This is a genomic window from Arthrobacter sp. NPDC097144 (genome assembly GCF_044762205.1).
Taxonomy (GTDB): Bacteria; Actinomycetota; Actinomycetes; order Actinomycetales; family Micrococcaceae; genus Arthrobacter_B.
The window spans coordinates 124,167-143,975 of record NZ_JBIWDW010000006.1; the positions used below are offsets into that span (position 1 = coordinate 124,167).

The 19,809-nt window shown below is 65.4% G+C and carries 13 protein-coding genes; 5 read left to right on the plus strand and 8 right to left on the minus strand.

The genetic code is table 11. The annotated features are described in order from the left end of the window. Positions 1 to 28: 28 nt before the first annotated feature. The 3 genes from cydD to ACIQXM_RS14640 are packed head-to-tail and all read right to left on the minus strand — an operon-like array spanning position 29 to position 6,168. Positions 29 to 3,499 carry a thiol reductant ABC exporter subunit CydD gene (gene cydD, locus ACIQXM_RS14630; protein WP_400932747.1) on the minus strand — a complete coding sequence of 1,157 codons (3,471 nt, stop codon included), beginning with the start codon at positions 3,497 to 3,499 and terminating at the stop codon, positions 29 to 31. Continuing rightward, positions 3,496 to 4,515, minus strand: a complete 1,020-nt coding sequence (gene cydB, locus ACIQXM_RS14635) for a cytochrome d ubiquinol oxidase subunit II (RefSeq protein ID WP_400932749.1) — start codon at positions 4,513 to 4,515, stop codon at positions 3,496 to 3,498. Before cydB ends, cydD begins: the two co-directional genes overlap by 4 nt. Positions 4,516 to 4,533: 18 nt before the next feature. Continuing rightward, positions 4,534 to 6,168, minus strand: a complete 1,635-nt coding sequence (locus ACIQXM_RS14640) for a cytochrome ubiquinol oxidase subunit I (protein ID WP_400932751.1) — start codon at positions 6,166 to 6,168, stop codon at positions 4,534 to 4,536. 226 nt (positions 6,169 to 6,394) lie between these two features. Here ACIQXM_RS14640 and ACIQXM_RS14645 point away from each other — a divergent pair, with 226 nt between their 5' ends. Continuing rightward, a complete protein-coding gene (locus ACIQXM_RS14645) occupies positions 6,395 to 6,772 on the plus strand; it encodes a BlaI/MecI/CopY family transcriptional regulator (RefSeq protein WP_400932753.1) in 378 nt (125 codons plus the stop codon). A gap of 29 nt (positions 6,773 to 6,801) precedes the next feature. Then, positions 6,802 to 7,764, plus strand: coding sequence for a M56 family metallopeptidase (locus ACIQXM_RS14650; protein WP_400932755.1), 963 nt, complete (start codon positions 6,802 to 6,804; stop codon positions 7,762 to 7,764). Positions 7,765 to 7,905: 141 nt separating this feature from the next. Here the strand turns inward: ACIQXM_RS14650 and ACIQXM_RS14655 are convergent, their stop codons facing one another. Next, a complete protein-coding gene (locus tag ACIQXM_RS14655; protein WP_400932757.1) occupies positions 7,906 to 10,017 on the minus strand; it encodes a type IIA DNA topoisomerase subunit B in 2,112 nt (703 codons plus the stop codon). 252 nt (positions 10,018 to 10,269) lie between these two features. Here ACIQXM_RS14655 and ACIQXM_RS14660 point away from each other — a divergent pair, with 252 nt between their 5' ends. Further along, positions 10,270 to 10,494, plus strand: coding sequence for a hypothetical protein (locus ACIQXM_RS14660; protein ID WP_400932759.1), 225 nt, complete (start codon positions 10,270 to 10,272; stop codon positions 10,492 to 10,494). A gap of 206 nt (positions 10,495 to 10,700) precedes the next feature. Here the strand turns inward: ACIQXM_RS14660 and ACIQXM_RS14665 are convergent, their stop codons facing one another. The 4 genes from ACIQXM_RS14665 to ACIQXM_RS14680 all read right to left on the minus strand — a co-directional run bounded on the left by ACIQXM_RS14665 (position 10,701) and on the right by ACIQXM_RS14680 (position 16,298). Next, the gene (locus ACIQXM_RS14665) at positions 10,701 to 11,981 is read right to left on the minus strand and encodes an RNA polymerase sigma factor (protein ID WP_400932761.1); all 1,281 of its coding nucleotides are present in this window, start codon (positions 11,979 to 11,981) and stop codon (positions 10,701 to 10,703) included. A 292-nt stretch (positions 11,982 to 12,273) separates the two neighbouring features. Continuing rightward, entirely contained in the window at positions 12,274 to 13,611 is a 1,338-nt protein-coding gene (locus ACIQXM_RS14670) for a DUF4192 domain-containing protein (protein ID WP_400932990.1), read from the minus strand. Positions 13,612 to 13,763: 152 nt separating this feature from the next. After that, entirely contained in the window at positions 13,764 to 15,230 is a 1,467-nt protein-coding gene (locus ACIQXM_RS14675; protein ID WP_400932763.1) for a nitrate/nitrite transporter, read from the minus strand. Between the two features lie 18 nt (positions 15,231 to 15,248). Then, the gene (locus ACIQXM_RS14680) at positions 15,249 to 16,298 is read right to left on the minus strand and encodes a proteasome assembly chaperone family protein (protein WP_400932765.1); all 1,050 of its coding nucleotides are present in this window, start codon (positions 16,296 to 16,298) and stop codon (positions 15,249 to 15,251) included. Positions 16,299 to 16,598: 300 nt separating this feature from the next. Between ACIQXM_RS14680 and ACIQXM_RS14685 the strand changes: the two genes are divergently transcribed. Beyond that, positions 16,599 to 18,128, plus strand: coding sequence for a leucyl aminopeptidase (locus ACIQXM_RS14685; RefSeq protein ID WP_400932767.1), 1,530 nt, complete (start codon positions 16,599 to 16,601; stop codon positions 18,126 to 18,128). Between the two features lie 204 nt (positions 18,129 to 18,332). Next, positions 18,333 to 19,715, plus strand: coding sequence for a dihydrolipoyl dehydrogenase (gene lpdA / locus ACIQXM_RS14690; RefSeq protein WP_400932769.1), 1,383 nt, complete (start codon positions 18,333 to 18,335; stop codon positions 19,713 to 19,715). Positions 19,716 to 19,809 lie beyond the last annotated feature (94 nt).

A 19,809-nucleotide genomic window follows, 5' to 3' on the forward strand; every position in this document is an offset into this window, starting at 1 on the left:
AGACTATGACACCTGCTTCGGGCGTTTCCTATCGGTGTGACCCAGCGCATGCCGGCTGTCCCAGATTCACTCTGCGGTCGCACCAGACGGTGTCTGCCGGATTGTGGGTCACCACCACCACGGATTTGCCGCGCAGGCCCGATGCCAGATCGGCCATCAGCCGTTCGCCCGCTTCCGCGTCCAGATGCGCCGTGGGCTCGTCCAGGAGGACGACGTCGGCTTCCGTGAGGAGGGCGCGCGCAACGGCCAGGCGCTGGCGCTGCCCACCGGACAGGAAATGTCCGCCGCCCCCCACGCGGGTATCCAGTCCCTCGGGCAGGTCGGCCAGGAACGGACCGAGGCCGACGGCGTCCAGGGCAGCAATCATTTCCGCCTCGGTGGGCGCGTGGCGGCGGTCCCGGGCCAGCAGCAGGTTGCCGCGCAGCGTGGAGTCGAACAAGTGGGCTTCCTGCGGGCACCAGGCCATCCGCCGTGCAGCGGGCGGCAGGTCCGCAGCTGCCCGGCCGTTGATCCGGAAGGTTCCCTCCTGCGGGGTGAGGAAGCCCAGCAGGACACCCAACAGCGTGGACTTTCCGCTGCCGGAGGGTCCGGTGACAGCCAGCCAGCTGTCCGGGCGCAGGTCCAGGTCCAGATCCTCGAATACCGGAGTGTCGGAGCCGGGATAGCTGTAGCTGATACCGCGCAGTTCAATGGTTTCCACGGCGGGGACCGGAGCCTCGTCCCCGGATTCTGCCTCCGGCTCCACGGTGTCGGTGCCCAGGTCCGGCAGCACCTTGTCACCGAGGGTCCGCCACGCGAAGAACTGCTGGATGGAGCCGTTGACGGCCACGAAGGCTTCGATCAGGGCCAGCTGCATCAGCACCACGACGGCGGCTACGGTCGCGGAGACGTTCCCTGCCACGGTCAGCATGTACAGGGCGCCGAAAGAGCAGGCCAGTGCCGTAAGCGCGTTGGCCAGGCCCTGGGCCCAGGCGCTGCGCCGCACGGCAGCCGAGGCCCGCGCGTCGAGCTCCTGCTGGCGGGCAAACACCGGGGCGGCGCTGCGGTTGGCTTCCAGGTCCGGTGCCGCCTCGAGCAGCCGCGCCATGGCCGCCATGGACCGGGACTGCAGCCGCACGGTTGCAGCCCGTGCGGCGGCGTCGGCCCCCACGGCCGCGAGGGGTGCAACAATGAGCCCCACCACGCACACCAGGATCTGCGCGGCGAGGGCCCCGGGAACCAGCAGGCCGGTGGCGATACATGCGGCCACCGCGGTAAAGAAGCCGGTCAAGGGTGCAAAAACGACGCGCGGTGCAATATCGCGCAGCTCGTCCACGTCGCCCACCAGGCGTTCCAGTGCTCCTCCGCCGCGGGCCAGCCGGCGCCAGCCCTCGGGGCGCTGCAGAAGTCCGTTCCACAGGCGGATCCGGATGGCATTGGTGGCCCGGAAGACGGCGTCATGCAGGCGCAGCCGCTCCAGGTAGCGCAGCACGGACCGGCCGATGCCGAAGAACCTGACACCCACGATCACGCCGAGCAGCAGCAGGATGGGAGGCTGTTCTGAGGCCCGGACAATCAGCCAGCCGGACAGCGAGGTGAGGGCCACGGCAAACAGGGTGGCACCGGTGCCCAGCAGCAGTGCCAGCAGGAACTGGCCGCTCCAGGGCCGCAGGACCAAGAGGTTCTTCCACAGCGGCTGGTGCACCGGATGAAGTTCGGTCTCGGCCAGCTCATCCTGCCAGCGCACGGCTTCCCGGCCGGCCGCGGCATGTGTTCCGGCGAAACTTGCAGCTGCTCCGGCAGGCAGGGCCGCGGTGTCCCCGGCGGCGTGGACTGCAGCATCCGAAACCGTCGGCGAACCTGGTGCCGGCGCTTCCGGGGTCCCGGCATCCACGGGGATCAGCCGGTCGGCAATGGCCGCTGCCGCCTGGTCGTGGGCTACGAGCAGCACGGTGACGGTTCCGCGCAGGCTGTCCAGTGCGCGGATGACTGAGGCGGCGCTGGCGGCATCCAAGTGGGCGGTGGGCTCGTCGGCCAGCAGTACGTGCACCTGCGGCTGGCAGGCAATGCGCGCCAGCGCCCGGGCAACGGCCACGCGGCGCTGTTCACCCGGGCTCAGGTCCGCGGTGCGGGTGTCCAGCAGGTGCCCCGAGTCAATGGCGGCGAGCGCATCTGCGGCAGCCTGCCGTCCTCCCTCCGCCGAGTCCAGGCCGGAGTACAGGGCTATCTCATCCACGGTGGTGTCTTCCACGAGCACCGGGTGCTGCGGAATCCAGGCAATACCGGAACGGTCGACGCCGGTGACGGTCCCTTCCAGCGTGGTGTCGCCGCCGCTGCGGCGCAGTCCGGCGAGAGTTTCCAGGACGGAGGTCTTGCCGCTGCCGCTGGATCCGGTCAGTGCCGCAATGCTGCCGGCTGGCACGTCGAAACTCAGGCCGGACACTGCGGGCCGGGGCCGCCCCGCGTAGCGGACGGTCAGCCCTGCCACGGACAGCGCGGCAGGAGCAGGGGCAGGCCCGGTGAGGCCTGCTGAGGCATTGGTGTCAGCCGGCGCATGGGTCTCAGCTGCCGGGACGAGCGGCGTTGCAGCGGGCGCGTGCAGGACGGCGTTGGTGCGCTTGAGCGCCTCGAGTCCGTCTTCGCTTGCGTGGTGGGCCGTGCCCAGGTCACGCAGCGGCTGGTAGCACTCCGGGGCCAGGATCAATGCCAGCAGGCCCAGTTCCAGGGACATGGAGCCGTGAACCAGCCGCACGCCGATCACTACGGCCACCAGTGCCACGGAGATGGTGGCAATCAGTTCCAGCGCCAGGGAGGACAGGAACGCAACCTTCAGGGTTTCCAGGGTGCGGGTGCGGTAGTTCTCGGCCACGTCGCGCAGGGCACGGGTCTGGGCCCGGGCGCGGCCCAGGCCCACCAGGACAGGCAGTCCCTTGGCCAGTTCCAGCATGTTGTCCGAGAGCCGGTTCAGGGCGTCCACTGCTGCGGCAGTCTTGTCTCCCGTGTGCAGGCCGATCAGGATCATGAACACCGGAATCAGCGGCACGGTCAGGACAACCACCACCGCGCTGAGCCAGTCAGCGGAGAGGATCCGCAGGCCCACCAGCAGCGGTACGACGGCGCAGGTCACCAGCGCGGGCAGGTACTTGGCGTAATAGTTGTCCAACCCGTCCAGGCCGCGGGTAATCAGCACGCTCAGCGCGCCGCTGCCCATGCCGGCAACGCTGCCGCCGTCGTCGAGCGCCCGCGCAGTGAGGGACGCCCGCAGCTCCTCCTTGACGCCCGCCGCGGCGCGCTGGGACACCGTTTCGGTTCCCCAGACCGCGAGGGACCGCAGCACGGCACCGGCGATGCCGTTGGCGAACACCCAGCGCCAGTCCGGCTCGCCGGACGCAAGTCCGGCAACGCCCGCAGCCACGCCCGTGGCCAGGAGGACCAGTCCGGCCGCCTTGACGGCGGCCAGCAACCCCAGGAGATACAGCGCCCGCCGGCTGGCGGAGCTGACCGGAAGAACAGGTTTCACTGGGCGGTCACCGAGTGGGCAGCGGGGATGGAGTCAGCCGTGATGCGCTTGCGGAAGACCCAGTAGGTCCAGCCCTGGTAGAGCACCACCAGCGGCAGGCCGAAGAGCGAGACCCAGGAAATCACGGTCAGCGTGTAGTCCGAAGAGGATGCGTTGTCCACGGTCAGGTTCCAGGCCGGGTCCAGGGTGGAGGGCAGGACATTCGGGTAGAGCGAGGCGAAGATGGTGAAGACACCGGCCACCAGGAACAGGCCCATCCAGGTGAAGCTCCAGCCTTCGCGGCCGCGGCGTGCCGTAACCCAGGCCAGCACCACGGCCACGACGGCGATCACCAGCGGAATCAGGGTGAGCACCTTGCCGTTCTGCTGCTGGACCACAATGGCCCAGGCGGCCATCGGCAGCACGCCCAGCGGCAGCCAGCGCACGACGGCGCGGCGGGCCCGCATCTCGATGTCGCCGCGGGACTTCAGCGCGAGGAAGGCGCAGGCATGGACCAGGCAGAAGGCCACCACGGCCAGGCCGCCCAGGACCGCATAGCCGTTGAACCAGGCGAAGGCTCCGCCCACCCGGTCGCCGTTTTCGTTCAACGGCAGGCCGGTGGTGGTCAGCGCGAGGGCTGCCCCGACGCCGAAGGCGGAGACAAAGGAGCCCAGGGCCATGGCCCAGTCCCAGCGGCTGCGCCAGCGGTCATCATTGTGCTTGCCGCGGTACTCGATGGATACGGCCCGGAAAATCAGTCCCAGCAGGACCAGCACCAGCGGGATGTACAGTGCCGAAAAGAGTGCGGCGTACCAGAGCGGGAACGTGGCAAACGTCATGGCCCCGGCGGTGATCAGCCAGACCTCGTTGCCGTCCCAGACCGGGCCGATGGTGTTCAGCATGACCCGGCGGTCCTTCTCGTTGCGGCCCATCAGCTTCATGAGCATGCCGACGCCGAGGTCGAAGCCTTCGAGGAAGAGGTAACCGGTCCAGAGGAAGGCCAGGACGATGAACCAAAGGGTGGGTAGCGAAATCACTTCTGTGCTCCAGATCGCTTAGTAGGCAAAGCCGAGGACATCGTCGGGCAGCTTGGTCTTGGTGTCGGACCCGTCGCTGCCCGTGCCGTCATCACCGCCGGCGGAATCCATGCCGCCGGAGGAACCGCCGTCGTGCCCCCCGCCGTGCAGCAGTTCGGGCATGGCGGACGGAACCCCGCCGCGGGTGAACTTGAACAGCAGCCGCACTTCCACCACCAGCAGCACCAGGTACACCAGGGCGAATGAGCACAGCGAGAAGATCAGCTCAGCCATAGAGACGCCCGGAGACACTGCGGCCGCGGTGAACATGAACACCTGGTCAATACCGGTGAAGCTCGGGTTGGGAGCCACCACGAACGGCTGGCGTCCCATCTCGGTGAAAATCCAGCCGGCACTGTTGGCGCCGAAGGGTGCCAGGATGCCGAACACGGCCAGGCGCATCAGCCACTTGGACTGCGGCACGGTGCCCTTGCGGGTTACCCAGAGCGCGGCGGCGGATGCGGCGGCGGCAATGCCGCCAAAGCCGATCATGATGCGGAAGCCCCAGTAGGTCACTGACATGACCGGCAGGTAGTCAATTTCCGTCCCGGCCTGTGCGCCGTACTTGGGATCGTCGGGAATGTGGGTGCCGTAGGCTTCCTGGTATTCCGGAATCAGCGTGTTGACGCCCTTGATTTCGGTGTCGAAGTCGTTGTTCGCCAGGAAGGACAGCAGGCCGGGGACCTCGATCACGGCGGTGACGTCGTCGCAGTTTTTTGCCCCGACATCGCCGACGGAGAGGATCGAGAAGGATGTGCCGTCATGGCAGGCTGCCTCGGCGGCGGCCATTTTCATGGGCTGCTGCTCGAACATGAGCTTGCCCTGCAGGTCACCGGTGATGGCGGTTCCGGCGAAAGACACCATGGCCACCACTGCGCCGATGCGAAGGGACTTGATCCACACGCTGTAGTCCGACTTGTCCCGGCCGGTTTCCGGACGGGAGCCAACCACTACCTTGCCGTTTTCATCAACGGTGTCGATGCCGTCGCGGCGGCGCTTCCACAGGTGGTACCAGGCGATGCCCAGCAGGAAGCCGCCGGCAACGGACAGTGCTGCCGTGATCTGGTGCGGGAACGCGGTCAGGAGGGTGTTGTTGGTCAGCACGGCCCAGATGTCGGTCAGGACCGGACGGCCGTCCACCATCTCCACGCCCACGGGGTGCTGCATCCACGAGTTGGCAGCCAGGATGAAGTAGGCGGAGAGGACGGAAGCCAGGGTGGCAATCCAGATGGTGGCGAGGTGGATCTTCTTGGGCAGCCGCTTCCAACCAAAGATCCACAGCCCCAGGAACACGGATTCAGTGAAGAAGGCCAGCAGCGATTCCAGGGCCAGCGGGGCGCCGAAGACGTCCCCCACAAAGCGGCTGTATTCGCTCCAGGCCATGCCGAACTGGAACTCCTGGACCAGGCCGGTGGCCACGCCCATGATGAAGTTGATGAGGAAGAGCTTTCCCCAGAACTTGGTCATCCGCAGGTATTCATCTTTGCCCGTGCGTACCCACATGGTCTGCAGGGTGGCCACCACAAGCCCCAGGCCGATGGTCAGCGGCACCATGAGGAAGTGGTAAACGGTGGTGATGCCGAACTGCCAGCGGGCAATATCGAGTGCTTCCAAGGGAGGATTCCTTCAGTAGGACCAGAACTTCTACAGAGCGTAGAAAATCATTCTGCTTCCGATCGTAGAGCAGATGCCAAAAGATTTCTACGTGACGTAGAACCCAGCGGCAAAACCCTGTACATTAGAGAGTCAGACCTCATCCGCCGCTGCCCCTGCCGTCCCCTCGGACGCGGGACCAGGGACAGGCTCGGGCGGATTGCAATGTGAAGGACAGGAACAATAGATGGCTACCCTCGGCGAGCTGGAACGGGCAACCATGGACATCCTCTGGGAGTCCGCGGAAGCGTCCACAGCGAACGAACTGCGTGAAAAACTGGCCGAGGCCAACCCCGCGGCCGGCTCGGGCGACGGCAAGGGCCTGGCGGTCACCACCATCCTCACGGTCCTCTCCCGGCTGGAGAAAAAGGGACTGGTGGAGCGTGAGCGGAACATCCGTCCGCACCGCTACCGTGCCATCACCACTAAGGCCGAGCACACAGCGGAACTGATGCACGAGGTGCTCGGATCCGTCAGTGACCGCGAAGCCGTACTGGCGCGCTTCATCGGATCAGTGTCCATCAGCGAGGCCGAAACCCTTCGCCGGCTGCTCGGCGGCGTCTAACCCGGTACCGGCAGCTACATTCCGCCCCGGTGTTCTGGGCCTCATATGCTCTGGCCGCGCTGGCCCTCGTGCTGGCGTGGCCTGTTCCCATAGCACTGTCCCGGGCCAAGTGGCCTGCCCGATCGCCCTTCACCGCCATGGTGCTCTGGCAGGCCATCGCCCTCGCCGGCGGATTGTCCATGATCGGCGCCATGCTCACCTGGGGCCTTGAGCCCCTGGGCGACAACCTGGTCGATGCGCTCCGCGGGCTCTGGAACATCCTGATCAACGGCGCACCCGCCACCACGCTGGGCCTGGTGCATGTTTTTGCCCTCAGCGCTGCCCTGCTGCTCAGCGCCCACCTCATTTTCACCCTGCTGCTGACCTATTACCGGATCCATCGCGGCCGCCGCAGGCACCGGGACATGCTGGCGCTGCTCAGTTCTCCCTCTGCCACCCGGCCCGCCACCGTGGTCATCAACCACCCCGCGCCTGTGGCCTACTGCCTTCCGGGCGGCGCGCGTTCAGTCACAGTCCTCTCGGACGGGCTGCTGGAAATGCTCTCAGACGACGAGCTCTCAGCAGTCCTGATCCACGAGAAGGCGCATCTGTCCCAGCACCATCACCTGCTGCTCTGGGCCTTTGCGGCGTGGCGCGCGGCCCTTCCGTGGCTGCCCACCTCCCAGCTCGCCCAGCAGTCGGTCAATGAGCTGATCGAAATGCTGGCGGACGACGACGCCCTGCGCGCAGTGCAGCCCGAAACCCTGATCCGGGCCGTGGCAATCGTGGGAACCGGTGCAGCGGCCCCGGAGGCACTCAATGCGCACGAACCGCGGGGGCTTCTGCCGGACAGCCCGGACCAGCAGGAAAAACTGGGTACGGTGCACCGGCTGACCCGACTGCTGACCCCCCTGCCCCCGCTGCCTGCCTGGCAACGCACGGCTGTGCTCATCCTGTCCGGGCTGCTGCTGGCCGTGCCCACAACGCTTCTGGTCATTCCGGGCATCCTCTGATTCCGGAGTGACCCAGGATTCCGGGCGGGTCTTCCGATTCCGCCCGGCCGAGGCTACCGGCCGGATTCCTCCGGCCGGCTCCACCTGGCGTGTCTCCCCTGGTGTCTTCCCTCTGGCCTGTTCCCTCTGGCCTGTCTCCTGCTAGGCGTCGATGCGGTCGCGGTCCAGCATGGCGGCACCGGCAATGATGAAGTCCTTGCGCGGGGCCACGTCGCTGCCCATGAGCAGCTCAAAGGCCCGTTCGGCGTCGGCTGCCTGGTCAATGCGCACGCGCCGCAGCGTCCGGTGGCGCGGATCCATGGTGGTTTCGGCCAGTTGGTCCGCATCCATTTCGCCCAGGCCCTTGTACCGCTGGATGGGCTCCTTGTAGTTCTTGCCCTCCTTCTGCAGTCTGGCCAGCAACTGGTGCAGTTCCTTCTCGCTGTAGGTGTAGATCATCTCGTTGGCCTTGGAACCATGATTGATGACCTCCACACGGTGCAGCGGCGGAACCGCCGCGTACACGCGTCCGGCCTCCACCAGCGGGCGCATGTAGCGGAAGAAGAGCGTCAGCAGTAGGGTGCGGATATGGGCGCCGTCAACGTCTGCATCCGTCATGAAGATGACCTTGCCGTAGCGGGCGGCCTCCAGGGCGAAGCTGCGTCCGGAACCGGCGCCCACCACCTGGATCAGGGCGGCGCATTCGGCATTGGACAGCATGTCCGCCACGGAAGCCTTCTGGACGTTCAGGATCTTCCCCCGGATGGGCAGCAGTGCCTGGTAATCCGATGAGCGGGCCAGCTTGGCCGTGCCGAGCGCGCTGTCACCCTCGACGATGAACAGCTCTGAACGCTCGCTGTCGTCGATGCGGCAGTCTGCCAGTTTGGCCGGCATGGTAGAGGTCTCCAGGGCGTTCTTGCGCCGCTGGGTTTCTTTGTGGACCCGCGCGGAGATACGGGATTTCATCTCCGAGACAACTTTTTCCAGCAGCAGCGCGGACTGCTGCTTGTCCGCCCGGGCGGTGGAATTCAACCGGGCCGTGATTTCCTTGTCCACCACCTTGGCCACAATGGCGCGGACAGCGGAAGTGCCGAGGATTTCCTTGGTCTGGCCCTCGAACTGCGGCTCGGCCAGACGGACGGTGAGGACTGCAGTGAGTCCGGCAAACACGTCGTCCTTCTCGATCTTGTCACTGCCGGCCTTGAGCTTGCGGGCGTTGGCCTCGATCACTTTGCGGAAGGTCTTGAGCAGTGCCTGCTCAAAACCGGCCTGGTGCGTTCCTCCCTTGGGTGTAGCGATGATGTTCACGAAGCTGCGGATGTTGGTTTCGTAGCCAATCCCCCAGCGCAGCGCAATGTCCACCTCGCACTCACGTTCCACCTCTGCGATTTTGCTGTGGCCGGAGTCATCGAGGACGGGCACGGATTCCTTGAACTTGCCGCTGCCCTGCAGGCGCCAGATGTCGGTGACAGGAGCGTCCGCCGCGAGGAATTCCACAAACTCGGTGATGCCGCCGTCGTGTTGGAAGACTTCTTCCACCGGTCCTGCTTCGCCGGCGGTGCCGGGAAGCCGGCGCTCGTCCCGCAGGGTGATGCGCAGGCCGGGAACCAGGAACGAGGTCTGCCGTGCGCGGGACTGCAGTTCCGTGTAGGAGAACTTGGCGTCGGGGGTGAAGATCTGGCGGTCCGCCCAATAGCGGATCCGGGTGCCGGTGACGCCGCGTTTGGCCTTGCCAACCACCTCAAGTTTGGAGGTTTCAAGGAAGGGCGTGAATTTCGCGTCGGGGCGGGGAGTCTTGCCCGTGTCGGCAAAGTGGCCCGGTTCGCCGCGCCGGAAATTCATCTGGTACGTCTTGCCGGAGCGGTCCACCTGGACATCCAGGCGGGAGGAAAGCGCATTGACCACAGAGGCGCCAACGCCGTGCAGGCCGCCCGAGGCAGCGTAGGAACCGCCGCCGAATTTGCCGCCGGCGTGCAGCTTCGTGAAAACGACTTCCACGCCTGACAGACCCGTTTTGGGCTCGATGTCCACGGGGATGCCGCGGCCGTCGTCATGGATTTCCACCGAGCCGTCCGGATGGAGGATGATTTTGATGCTCTGGCCGTATCCGGCCAAAGCCTCGTCCACCGAGTTGTCGATGATCTCCCACAGGCAGTGCATCAGTCCGCGGGAGTCTGTGGAACCGATGTACATGCCCGGGCGTTTCCGGACAGCTTCGAGCCCTTCCAGAACGGAAAGGTGGCGGGCGTTGTACTCAGTGTTCGGGGGCGCCACGTGTTTGAAACTCCTCAGGCCTTGGGACCGTTGGCCGGCAGATCGCCGATCCAGCTCTTGCCCGGAAGGGTCCGGGCTACTTCCTAGGTTAAGGCCCGCCACTGACACTGCGCGCCAGCGACTCAGCAGCGGTGAAATACCTCACAACAGTCCGCCGGGTTGCTACGCGCAGAGCGAAAGACCGCCCTGTATGCAAAGGCTTCGACCTCAAAGATGGTTATATGAAGTATCAACACCCTTTAGGAGGCTTTCATGACAGCAGCAGTAGCTACTCGTGAACTGAATACGCTGGACCGCTGCGACCGGTGCGGCGCGCAGGCGTACGTACGTGCGGTACTTGAATCCTCGGGTGGGGAACTTCTCTTCTGCGGACATCATGCTCGGGCAGTGGAGACGAATCTCCGCCCGTTGACCTCGGAATGGCAGGACGAGACGTCCCGCCTGATGACGAAGGCAGAAGCAGTCCCGGCAGACTAGTGCCGCAGTGACGGCGGAACCGGTTGCCCGGACACCGCGTACAGCTTGGAAGGCTCCTCCCGCTCAGCGGGGGGAGCCTTTTCCATGCCCGCGGTCCTGCGGGTGCACCACGTCCTGAGGTCCCGGCCGCTTAAAGCGGTGCCCCCTGTTCCGCCGAGGCGGAACAGGGGGCACACCACCAGAGTTGCAGCTGGTACTGCTGATACTTAGTCCAGGTAGTCGCGCAGAACCTGTGACCGCGACGGGTGACGCAGCTTGGACATGGTCTTGGACTCGATCTGGCGGATGCGCTCACGGGTAACCCCGTAAACCTTTCCAATCTCATCCAGCGTCTTGGGCTGGCCGTCGGTGAGACCGAAACGCATGGCCACTACGCCGGCTTCACGCTCGGAGAGTGTATCCAGCACGGAGTGCAGCTGTTCCTGCAGCAGCGTAAAGCTCACTGCGTCAGCCGGAACCACGGCCTCGGAGTCCTCAATGAGGTCACCGAACTCGGAGTCGCCGTCTTCACCCAGCGGAGTGTGCAGTGAGATCGGTTCGCGGCCGTATTTCTGGACCTCGACAACCTTTTCAGGCGTCATGTCCAGTTCCAGCGCCAGCTCTTCCGGAGCGGGCTCGCGGCCCAGGTCCTGAAGCATCTGGCGCTGCACGCGTGCAAGCTTGTTGATGACCTCAACCATGTGCACCGGAATACGGATGGTGCGGGCCTGGTCGGCCATGGCGCGGGTAATGGCCTGGCGGATCCACCATGTGGCGTAGGTGGAGAACTTGAAGCCCTTGGTGTAGTCGAACTTCTCGACCGCACGGATCAGACCCAGGTTGCCTTCCTGGATCAGGTCCAGGAAGAGCATGCCGCGGCCGGTGTAGCGCTTGGCCAGGGAGACCACGAGTCGGAGGTTGGCCTCCAGCAGGTGGTTCTTGGCGCGCTTGCCGTCGTGGACGATGAACTCAAGCTCGCGCTTGAGCTTGGGGTCCATGTTCGGATCGGCTGCAAGCTTTTCTTCAGCAAAAAGCCCCGCTTCGATCCGCAGCGCGAGGTCGACTTCCTGCTCAGCGTTCAGCAGGGCGACCTTGCCGATCTGCTTCAGGTAGTCCTTGACCGGATCGGCAGTGGCACCGGCGGAGACGACCTGCTGGGCAGGTGCGTCGTCGTCGTCGGCATCCGAGTAGACGAATCCGGAGCCGGTCGGCGCTGCTTCGGGTGCGTCAGGCGCGTCAGCCTCCGGCTCAGCCTCGGAGTCGTTGTGCGACTCCTCCTCTTCGGCTGCGGCAGCCTTTGCGGCCTTGGCAGACTTGGCGGGCGTCTTGCGGCCGGCTGCAGCGGTACCTGACTTTGCGGCAGGCTTACGCACCGCGGCCTTGCGGACGGTTTTTACCGCGGTCTTTTCGCCGGCGGCCGCTTCCATCGGAGCAGGCGTTTCCTCTACGGCAGTGCGCTTGCTTGCAGTGTCAGTCTCTTCGACTGCAGTTGACTTTCTCGGCGACACAGAAAACCTTTCATACGGCGGGCTGTGGAATCGCCATTAGGGGCAACACCACTATGACCCTGTCAAGTCCGTGCTTGGATTCAAGCGATCCCGTCTGCAGTAGTGCTCCTTAAGAGAACACTCACGCTCCGGTTTCTGTTCCCCCGCCGCAAGGCAAAGGAATCAAAAGCGACACTTGATACACGAACCCGACCGGGTCTCGGTTCCCATTGTCTCACGATTTCCTGCTGCTGCCAGCAACGGACCCCCATTCGGCGGGTGGCGCAGGGCCAGTATCCGGACGGCGCGGTCCTCATGTCCGGGCGGCGCCGGGGTGTTGTTCCGACGACCCCTTCCAGGCCGTCCCCGCTGACCGCGCCCAGAGGGGGAACAGGCCGGTTGCCAGCAATTCCTCCAGGAGCTGGGCCAGCCGGTATCCCGGATAGGCAGCCAGGCACCGCACCAGGTACACCTGTGCCCTGGATCCTCTCCCCCGGGCCCATTCAATCCAGGCCAGCAGGCTCAGCAGGGCCGCTGTTGCCTCCCGGTCTGCGCATTGATCAGCTGCAGCTGCCGCCAGGAGTTCCGCGAAAACGGAAAAAGCAGCGTCCATGCCGCGCCACTGCGGTGCGCGGAGGCACTGTCCCACCAGCACATCACGAAAGGTTTGGGCCGCACTGTCCGACCGCTGCTGCAGGGGGCCTCCGCCCGGACCCCCGGCGTTTTCCACGGCACCGGCAGGACCGAAACCCGGAGGCACGAGCGGAGGCTTCCCGTCTGCCGACAGGAGGTTACAGTCGGCAGCACCGGTCAGCGCCTGCTTCAGGCCCAGGGCGGCCATGACCAGGAGCGTGTCCCGAACCGGCCGGGCGTGCAGACTCGCCAGCAGGAAACCGGCTGCCTCCGGGTGGGCGCGAACGCGGGGGCAGCCGGGTTCGGCACCGGGCAGGGACCGGGCATCCGCTGCCGCAGCGGAAATGAACCAGTCCCAAATGCGTAAAGTGTCCTCAAATTGTTCGTACCCGCACCACCTGCCCTTCAAACGGCGTGCGTAGGCAGCACAATGGGCTGCAGCATCTGAAGCGTCCGCCCACCGCGGCGGAAGGTCCATGTCCACAGCTTCACCCAATGAAGGGGCATAGGCGCTTCCGCGGTACACCATTTCGGCGCTGAGGGTGCTGGCGCTGATATCACCCAGCGGATGTCCAGGCCAGGGGCAGCAGCTGCCGTCAACACAGAAGTACTCCCGCCATGCAGCGGCGGACACCACCCAGCCGTCCCGGATAGGCATGCCTGCATCGGCCAGGCACTGACCCAGGGCTGAAACGAGCCTGCGGTAGGGCGGAACATCCGGACGCTTCCAGGCGCGGTCCGTATACAGGGCCATCAACACGCCGTCTGCGGAGAGGTCTGTGCGCAGGATTTCACAGACTTTTGCAGCAAAGTCCGAATAATCAAGGGCTGACGCCGGGAGGTCCAGGCGCAGCGTGGCCCCGAGGCGGACGGTGTCGACCGTCATCAGGACCAGTGAGTTCCGAGGAACGAAACCAAGGCTGTGGGGTATAAAGGCCAGAATGTCCTCAGGTCCGCGAACTGGGAACGGTTCCTGGGGCCGCCGGCCGCTGGGAGAATTCGTCATGAACCCCAGCATTGCGGCGTGGAAGGCGCGCAGCGGCGCCGAAGCCGTTGCTGTGGATACAGCATTCTCCGCGGCCGCGCGGCCGTCCCGGTGGAGGAGGACTCGACCCGCCGAAAAACGGCCATCCCCCAGGATAAATCCCCGCTGCACCGCCCGCTCAGATCCTAGTTCGCGTCGGGGCCGCCATCCGGGCCGTGTCCGCCGAACGTGCCGTTCCCGGAGCTGGCCCGGCGTCCGGCCACCGTTTCGGTTTCCGTTTCGGTTTCCGCTTCGGTCCCATCGGAGCCAGCTCCGCGGGCAGCCTGCCGGGCGGCGCGTTCTGCCTGTTTGCGCCGCCGTTCACGGGCCATAGCTTCGCGCAGGGGCGGAAGCCGCAGTCCGTCGTCGGCCATCCGCGCCCGCACCCGGGAGCGGGTGCGCAGGATTCCGGCGACCCCCACAGCCATCACCGCAAATTGGACTGCCAGCGCTATGCGGAAGGAATCCAGCGCATACAGGTCTCCGCCGGAGAAGCCGCGGGCATTCAGGAAGTCCAGCACCACACCGATCAGGTACATGGACACCAGGGAAGCGATGAACCCGCCAATGTTGACTATCCCGGTAGCGGTGCCCAGCCGGTGGCCCGGGTTGTAGGTGCGGGCAAAGTCGAACCCAATCATTGAGCCGGGGCCGCCAACGGCCAGGACCGCGACGAGCAGTGCCAGCAGCCACAGCGGCGCCGGGCCGGGATACAGCATCACCGCAAGCCAGGCGCTGGCCATGGCGGCAGCGATCAGCAGGACCATGGTGGACCGGCGCAGCGGATGGCGCCCCACCCAGGACCCCAGACATGGCCCGCAAATGACGGCTACCACCACAAAGAGGGTCATCAGGGCCGATGCCCAGGAGGACTCCACTCCCTCAGCGCTGACCAGGTACGGGAAGCCCCACATCATGACAAACACGGTGCCGGGGAACTGAATGGTGAAGTGTGTCCACATTCCCAGCCGGGTGCCCGGCTGGCGCCAGGCCTGGCCCAGGGAGGTCGCGGTTTGGCGCAGGGGCAGCAGCACCGGGGCCTCAGCACCGGAGGGCCGGTTGCGGACAAAGACGAGCGTGAGCGCGAGGACCAGCACGGACAGGGACGCGGCGGACACAAAGGCTGTGCTCCAGCCGAAGCGGTGCAGGACAAAGGCAAAGGGAACGGCGCTGGCAATCTGGCCCAGCTGCCCGATGATTCCCGTCCACTGCGTCAGTACGGGGATTTGCCGTCCGGAGAACCACGCCGGCAGAAGCCTCAGGACACTGATAAAGGTCAGGGCATCACCGGCGCCCACCAGGGACCGGCCCAGGATGCCCCCGCCCACGGTATCGGCAGTGGCAAGCTGCAGCTGCCCCGCCACCATCAGTGCGGCACCTGCGGCGATCAGCAGCCGCGGGCCAAAGCGGTCCACCAGCACGCCAACCGGAATTTGAAGCCCGGCGTAGACCAGCAGCTGCACCACCGTGAAGACCGAAAGAATCGAGGCGGTGGCGTCAAAGCGGGCTGTGGCTTCCAGACCGGCAACACCAAAGGTGGTCCGCTGGGTCACCGCAACAAGATAGGCCAGGACGCTGACGCCCCATACAATCCAGGCGCGTTTCGAGGTCATGGCCGCACCGCCGTCGGACTAGTCCCCCGTAGCTGTCCCGGCTTCCCGGTCGGACGGGCCGGAAGACTTCGTTTCTCCGGATGTATCGGCATTCCCACGAGTTTCTGCGTCCTCCGTTGTATCCAGATTGTTTTCAGGCCGCAGGGCTTCGGATTCTTCCTCCGCCTGCGGGCTCGCCAAATAGGCTTCGACGGCGGCACCAAGTTCCTCTGCATCGGCCAACTCGTCATTGTCCTTAACAAGCAGGGAGCGGCGAACCGTGCTGTCCGTGTATTCGTCATAGCGCTTTTCGAGGGTGGCCACCACGCCCTTCACCTCTGCGGAGGCTTCCACCTGTTCGGCAATCTGGCGCTCCACTTCACGGCCGGCTTCACGCAGCCGGTCGGTGGGCAGCACCAGCGAGGCGGCTGCACCGAGGTATTCCAGGCCCGCCACGGCGGCGGGCGGGAATTCGGCTTCGGCCAGGTAGTGCGGCACGTGCATGGCATGGCCGACGACGTCGAACCCCGCCTGCATCAGCCTCAGTTCCAGCACGTGCCCCACGGCTGCCTGGATCTGCGCGTTGGGACGCCAGGCGCTGATGCCGGCCATCAGGTCGGGCCGGTTCCCGTGGACGGTCACGCCCACGGGCCGGGTATGCGGCACCGGCATGGGGATCGAGTGGATCCAGCTCACCCGCTGCACGTCAAAGCTCTTGGCCAGGTGGACGACGGCGGCAGCGAAGCGTTCCCACTGCACGTCCGGTTCAAACCCGGTCAGGAAAAGGAAGGGTTCGCCCAGGCCGTCATGCAGCCGGTACAGGTTCAACTGCGGCGGCTCGTAGTCGGCCAGGTGGTCCTGGACAAAGGCGATCTGCGGACGCCGCGCCCGATAGTCGATGAGCTGGTCCGAATCAAAGGTGGCCACCAGGTCATGGTCCAGGGTTTCCAGCAGCTCATCGCGGATCTGGGAGACCACATGGCCTGCCTCGGCGAAGCCGGTGAAGCCCATCAGAAGCTGCAATCCGTGCAGGCCGGAATCGTCGGCCACCTCCGGATTCAGGTTGAACAGGGTCAGCGGGTCAAGCATGTCTTCCCCTTCTGTGCTTCCATGCGCTCGGGTCGTTCGAGAAATATAAGGATGTGCTCCCGATGTGGGAGGAATCCGCCCAATACAGCGGGCCAGCGCTTGCTGCGCTCTTTACTCAAGGGTAAACGCCGCTGCCCCTGCGTTTCATTCCCGTCCGCCGAGGGCGCACGCGCGTGGCTTAGCAAACCTGTGCACCACTGCCAAGAGACTACGATCGGTAATAAGGCGCTGCTCCGGCATAAAGCGGGACGCGGGAAAGCGGCACCAGCCAATATTCGGAAATATTAAGGATGTAACTTCGTGGTCAAAACGAACGAACCAAATCTGACGGTGGTCTCCCGGGACGTGCAAAAGGTGCCGGCCCAGGCTTTGGTAGTGGGCATAGGCCAGACCCCCGGCGGTCCGGTTCTGATTGACAGCCCGCTCAGTTCCAAGGCAGCCACCGCCCTCGCGGCATCCCTTCCGCTGCTCGGTGCCACCGGTGCCGCTGACGAGGTCCTGCGCCTTCCGGGCCTGCCGGAACTCGACGCACAGATGCTGGTCCTGACCGGCGTGGGCAAGGTCAGCGCCGGCGTCCCCCTGAGCTCCGAGGCACTGCGCCGCGCCGCCGGCTCCGCCGTCCGGCAGCTGGCCGGCACCGAGACCGTCGCCCTTGCCCTGCCGGCCGCCACCGTGGCCGACGCCGCAGCCGTCGCCGAGGGCGCCCTGTTCGGCGCCTACAGCTACACCGAACACCGCACGGACAAGGCCAAGCTCAAGGACCCGGTGAGCAACATCATCGTTGTCACGCCGGCCGCTGACGACAAGGCGCTGAAGCCTGCCCTGGACCGCGCCCGGATCCTGGGCCGCGCGGTCAACGCCACCCGGACCCTGGTGAACCAGCCGCCGAGCCACCTGTATCCGGAGACTTTCGCGCAGGCGGCAAAGGACCTGGCCAAGCCTCTCTCATCCAAGGTCAAGATCACCGTCATGGACGAAAAGAAGCTGGAGCGTGACGGCTTTGGCGGGCTCATGGGCGTGGGCAAGGGCTCCTCCCGCCCGCCGCGCATGGTCAAGGTGGAATACGCCCCCACGCGTGCCAAGGCCAAGCTCGCCCTGGTGGGCAAGGGCATCACCTTCGATTCCGGCGGACTCTCGCTGAAGCCTGCCGCCGGAATGCAGACCATGAAGTGCGACATGGGCGGGGCCGCCGTCGTCCTGAACGCCCTGCTCGCCATCGCCGAACTGAGCCTGCCGGTCAAGGTCACCGCTTGGCTGTGCCTGGCCGAGAACATGCCTTCGGGCACCGCGCAGCGTCCGGGCGACGTCATGACCACCTACGGCGGACGCACCGTTGAGGTTCTGAACACTGATGCCGAAGGCCGGCTGGTCATGGCCGACGGCCTGGTAGCAGCCTCTGAAGAAGCGCCCGACGTCCTGATCGACGTTGCCACCCTCACCGGTGCACAGATGATCGCCCTGGGCAACCGGGTCTCGGCCGTCATGGGCGAGGAAGGGGTGCGCGACGCCGTAAAGGTCGCCGCGGACCGCGCCGGAGAGCTGTTCTGGCCCATGCCCATCCCCGAGGAACTGCGGGCATCCCTGGATTCACAGGTTGCCGACATCGCCAACCACGGCGAGCGGTTCGGCGGCATGATGACCGCAGCAAGCTTCCTGCGGGAGTTTGTCGGAGAAGTCGACGGCGTGAAGATCCCGTGGGCCCACCTGGACATCGCCGGACCGGCATTCAACGAAGGCTCACCCTACGGCTACACGCCCAAGGAGGGGACCGGCGTCGCCGTCCGCACACTGGTGGCCTACGCGGAAGACGTTGTCTCCCGCTCCGCCTAAGGCGTACCTATAGCACCGGCACCCTTCGGGGACTACCGGGAACAAGCAATACGGCTCGTGTTTCTCCTTACACTTCCCGCCGGCGGCCCATCACCGAGTGGATGGAGCCCTGCCGGCGGGATAGTGTGAGAGACGATCACAACCGCCCAAATCACTAAAACGACGCGCCCATGTGCGTCACCGATTACGCGAGGGAGCGTCCAAGTGGCCGAAAAGGCAACTGCGCAAGAATTCGACATCCTGATCCTTGGAGGAGGAAGCGGTGGTTATGCCGCTGCTCTCCGTTCCGTGGAACTGGGTTTCTCCGTAGGACTTATTGAAAAGGGAAAGCTGGGCGGCACCTGCCTGCACAACGGCTGCATCCCCACCAAGGCTCTGCTTCACTCGGCCGAAATTGCCGAGAATGCCAAGACCGCATCGAAGTACGGCATCAACGCCACTTTCGATTCGATCGACATGACGGCTGTGAACTCCTATAAGGACAACATCATTGCGGGCAAGTTCCGCGGCCTGCAGGGCCTGATCAAGTCCAAGGGCATCACTGTCATCGAAGGCGAAGGCAAGCTCACCAGCGAAAAGACCATTGAGGTCAACGGCGAGACGTACACCGGCGCCAACATCATCCTGGCCACCGGCTCCTACTCCCGTTCACTGCCCGGCCTGGAAATCGGCGGCAAGGTCATCACTTCTGACCAGGCCCTGAAGATGGACACCGTGCCCAAGAGCGCCATCATCCTCGGCGGCGGCGTCATCGGCGTCGAGTTCGCCTCGGTGTGGAACTCCTTCGGCGTGGACGTCACCATCGTGGAAGGCCTGCCCTCCCTGGTCCCGAACGAAGACGCAGCCATCATCAAGCAGCTTGAGCGCGCCTACAAGAAGCGCGGCATCAAGTTCAGCACGGGTATCTTCTTCGACAACGTCCAGCAGAACGACGACGGCGTCGTCGTCACGCTGGCGGACGGCAAGACGTACGAAGCCGACCTCCTGCTCGTGGCAGTCGGCCGCGGACCGGTCACCGCCAACCTGGGCTACGAGGAAGCCGGCCTCACCATGGACCGCGGATTCGTCATCACCAACGAGCGCCTGCACACCGGCGTCGGCAACGTCTACGCCGTGGGCGACATTGTTCCCGGCCTGCAGCTGGCCCACCGCGGCTTCCAGCAGGGCATCTTCGTGGCCGAGGAAATCGCCGGCCTCAAGCCGGTCATCGTTGAAGACGTCAACATCCCCAAGGTCACCTACTGCGAGCCCGAAATCGCTTCGGTGGGCCTGACCGAGAAGGCTGCCAAGGCAAAGTTCGGTGATGACAGCGTCGAGGTCCAGGAATACAACCTGGCCGGCAACGGCAAGACCTCCATCCTGGGCTCCTCCGGCCTGATCAAGATGGTCCGCGAGAAGGACGGCCCCATTGTGGGTGTCCACATGATCGGCGGCCGCATCGGCGAGCAGATCGGTGAAGCACAGCTGATCGTGAACTGGGAAGCCTACCCGGAAGACCTGGCGAGCCTGCTGCACGCCCACCCCACGCAGAACGAAGCACTCGGCGAGGCCGCCATGGCCCTCGCCGGCAAGCCCCTGCACGGCTAAACAAAGAATTACCTGCCCGGTGCACCCGGGTTCACAAAACCCGGGTGCACTAGGCTTTCCACCACCAGCACCAGCGGCACGGCTGGTTCAAAAG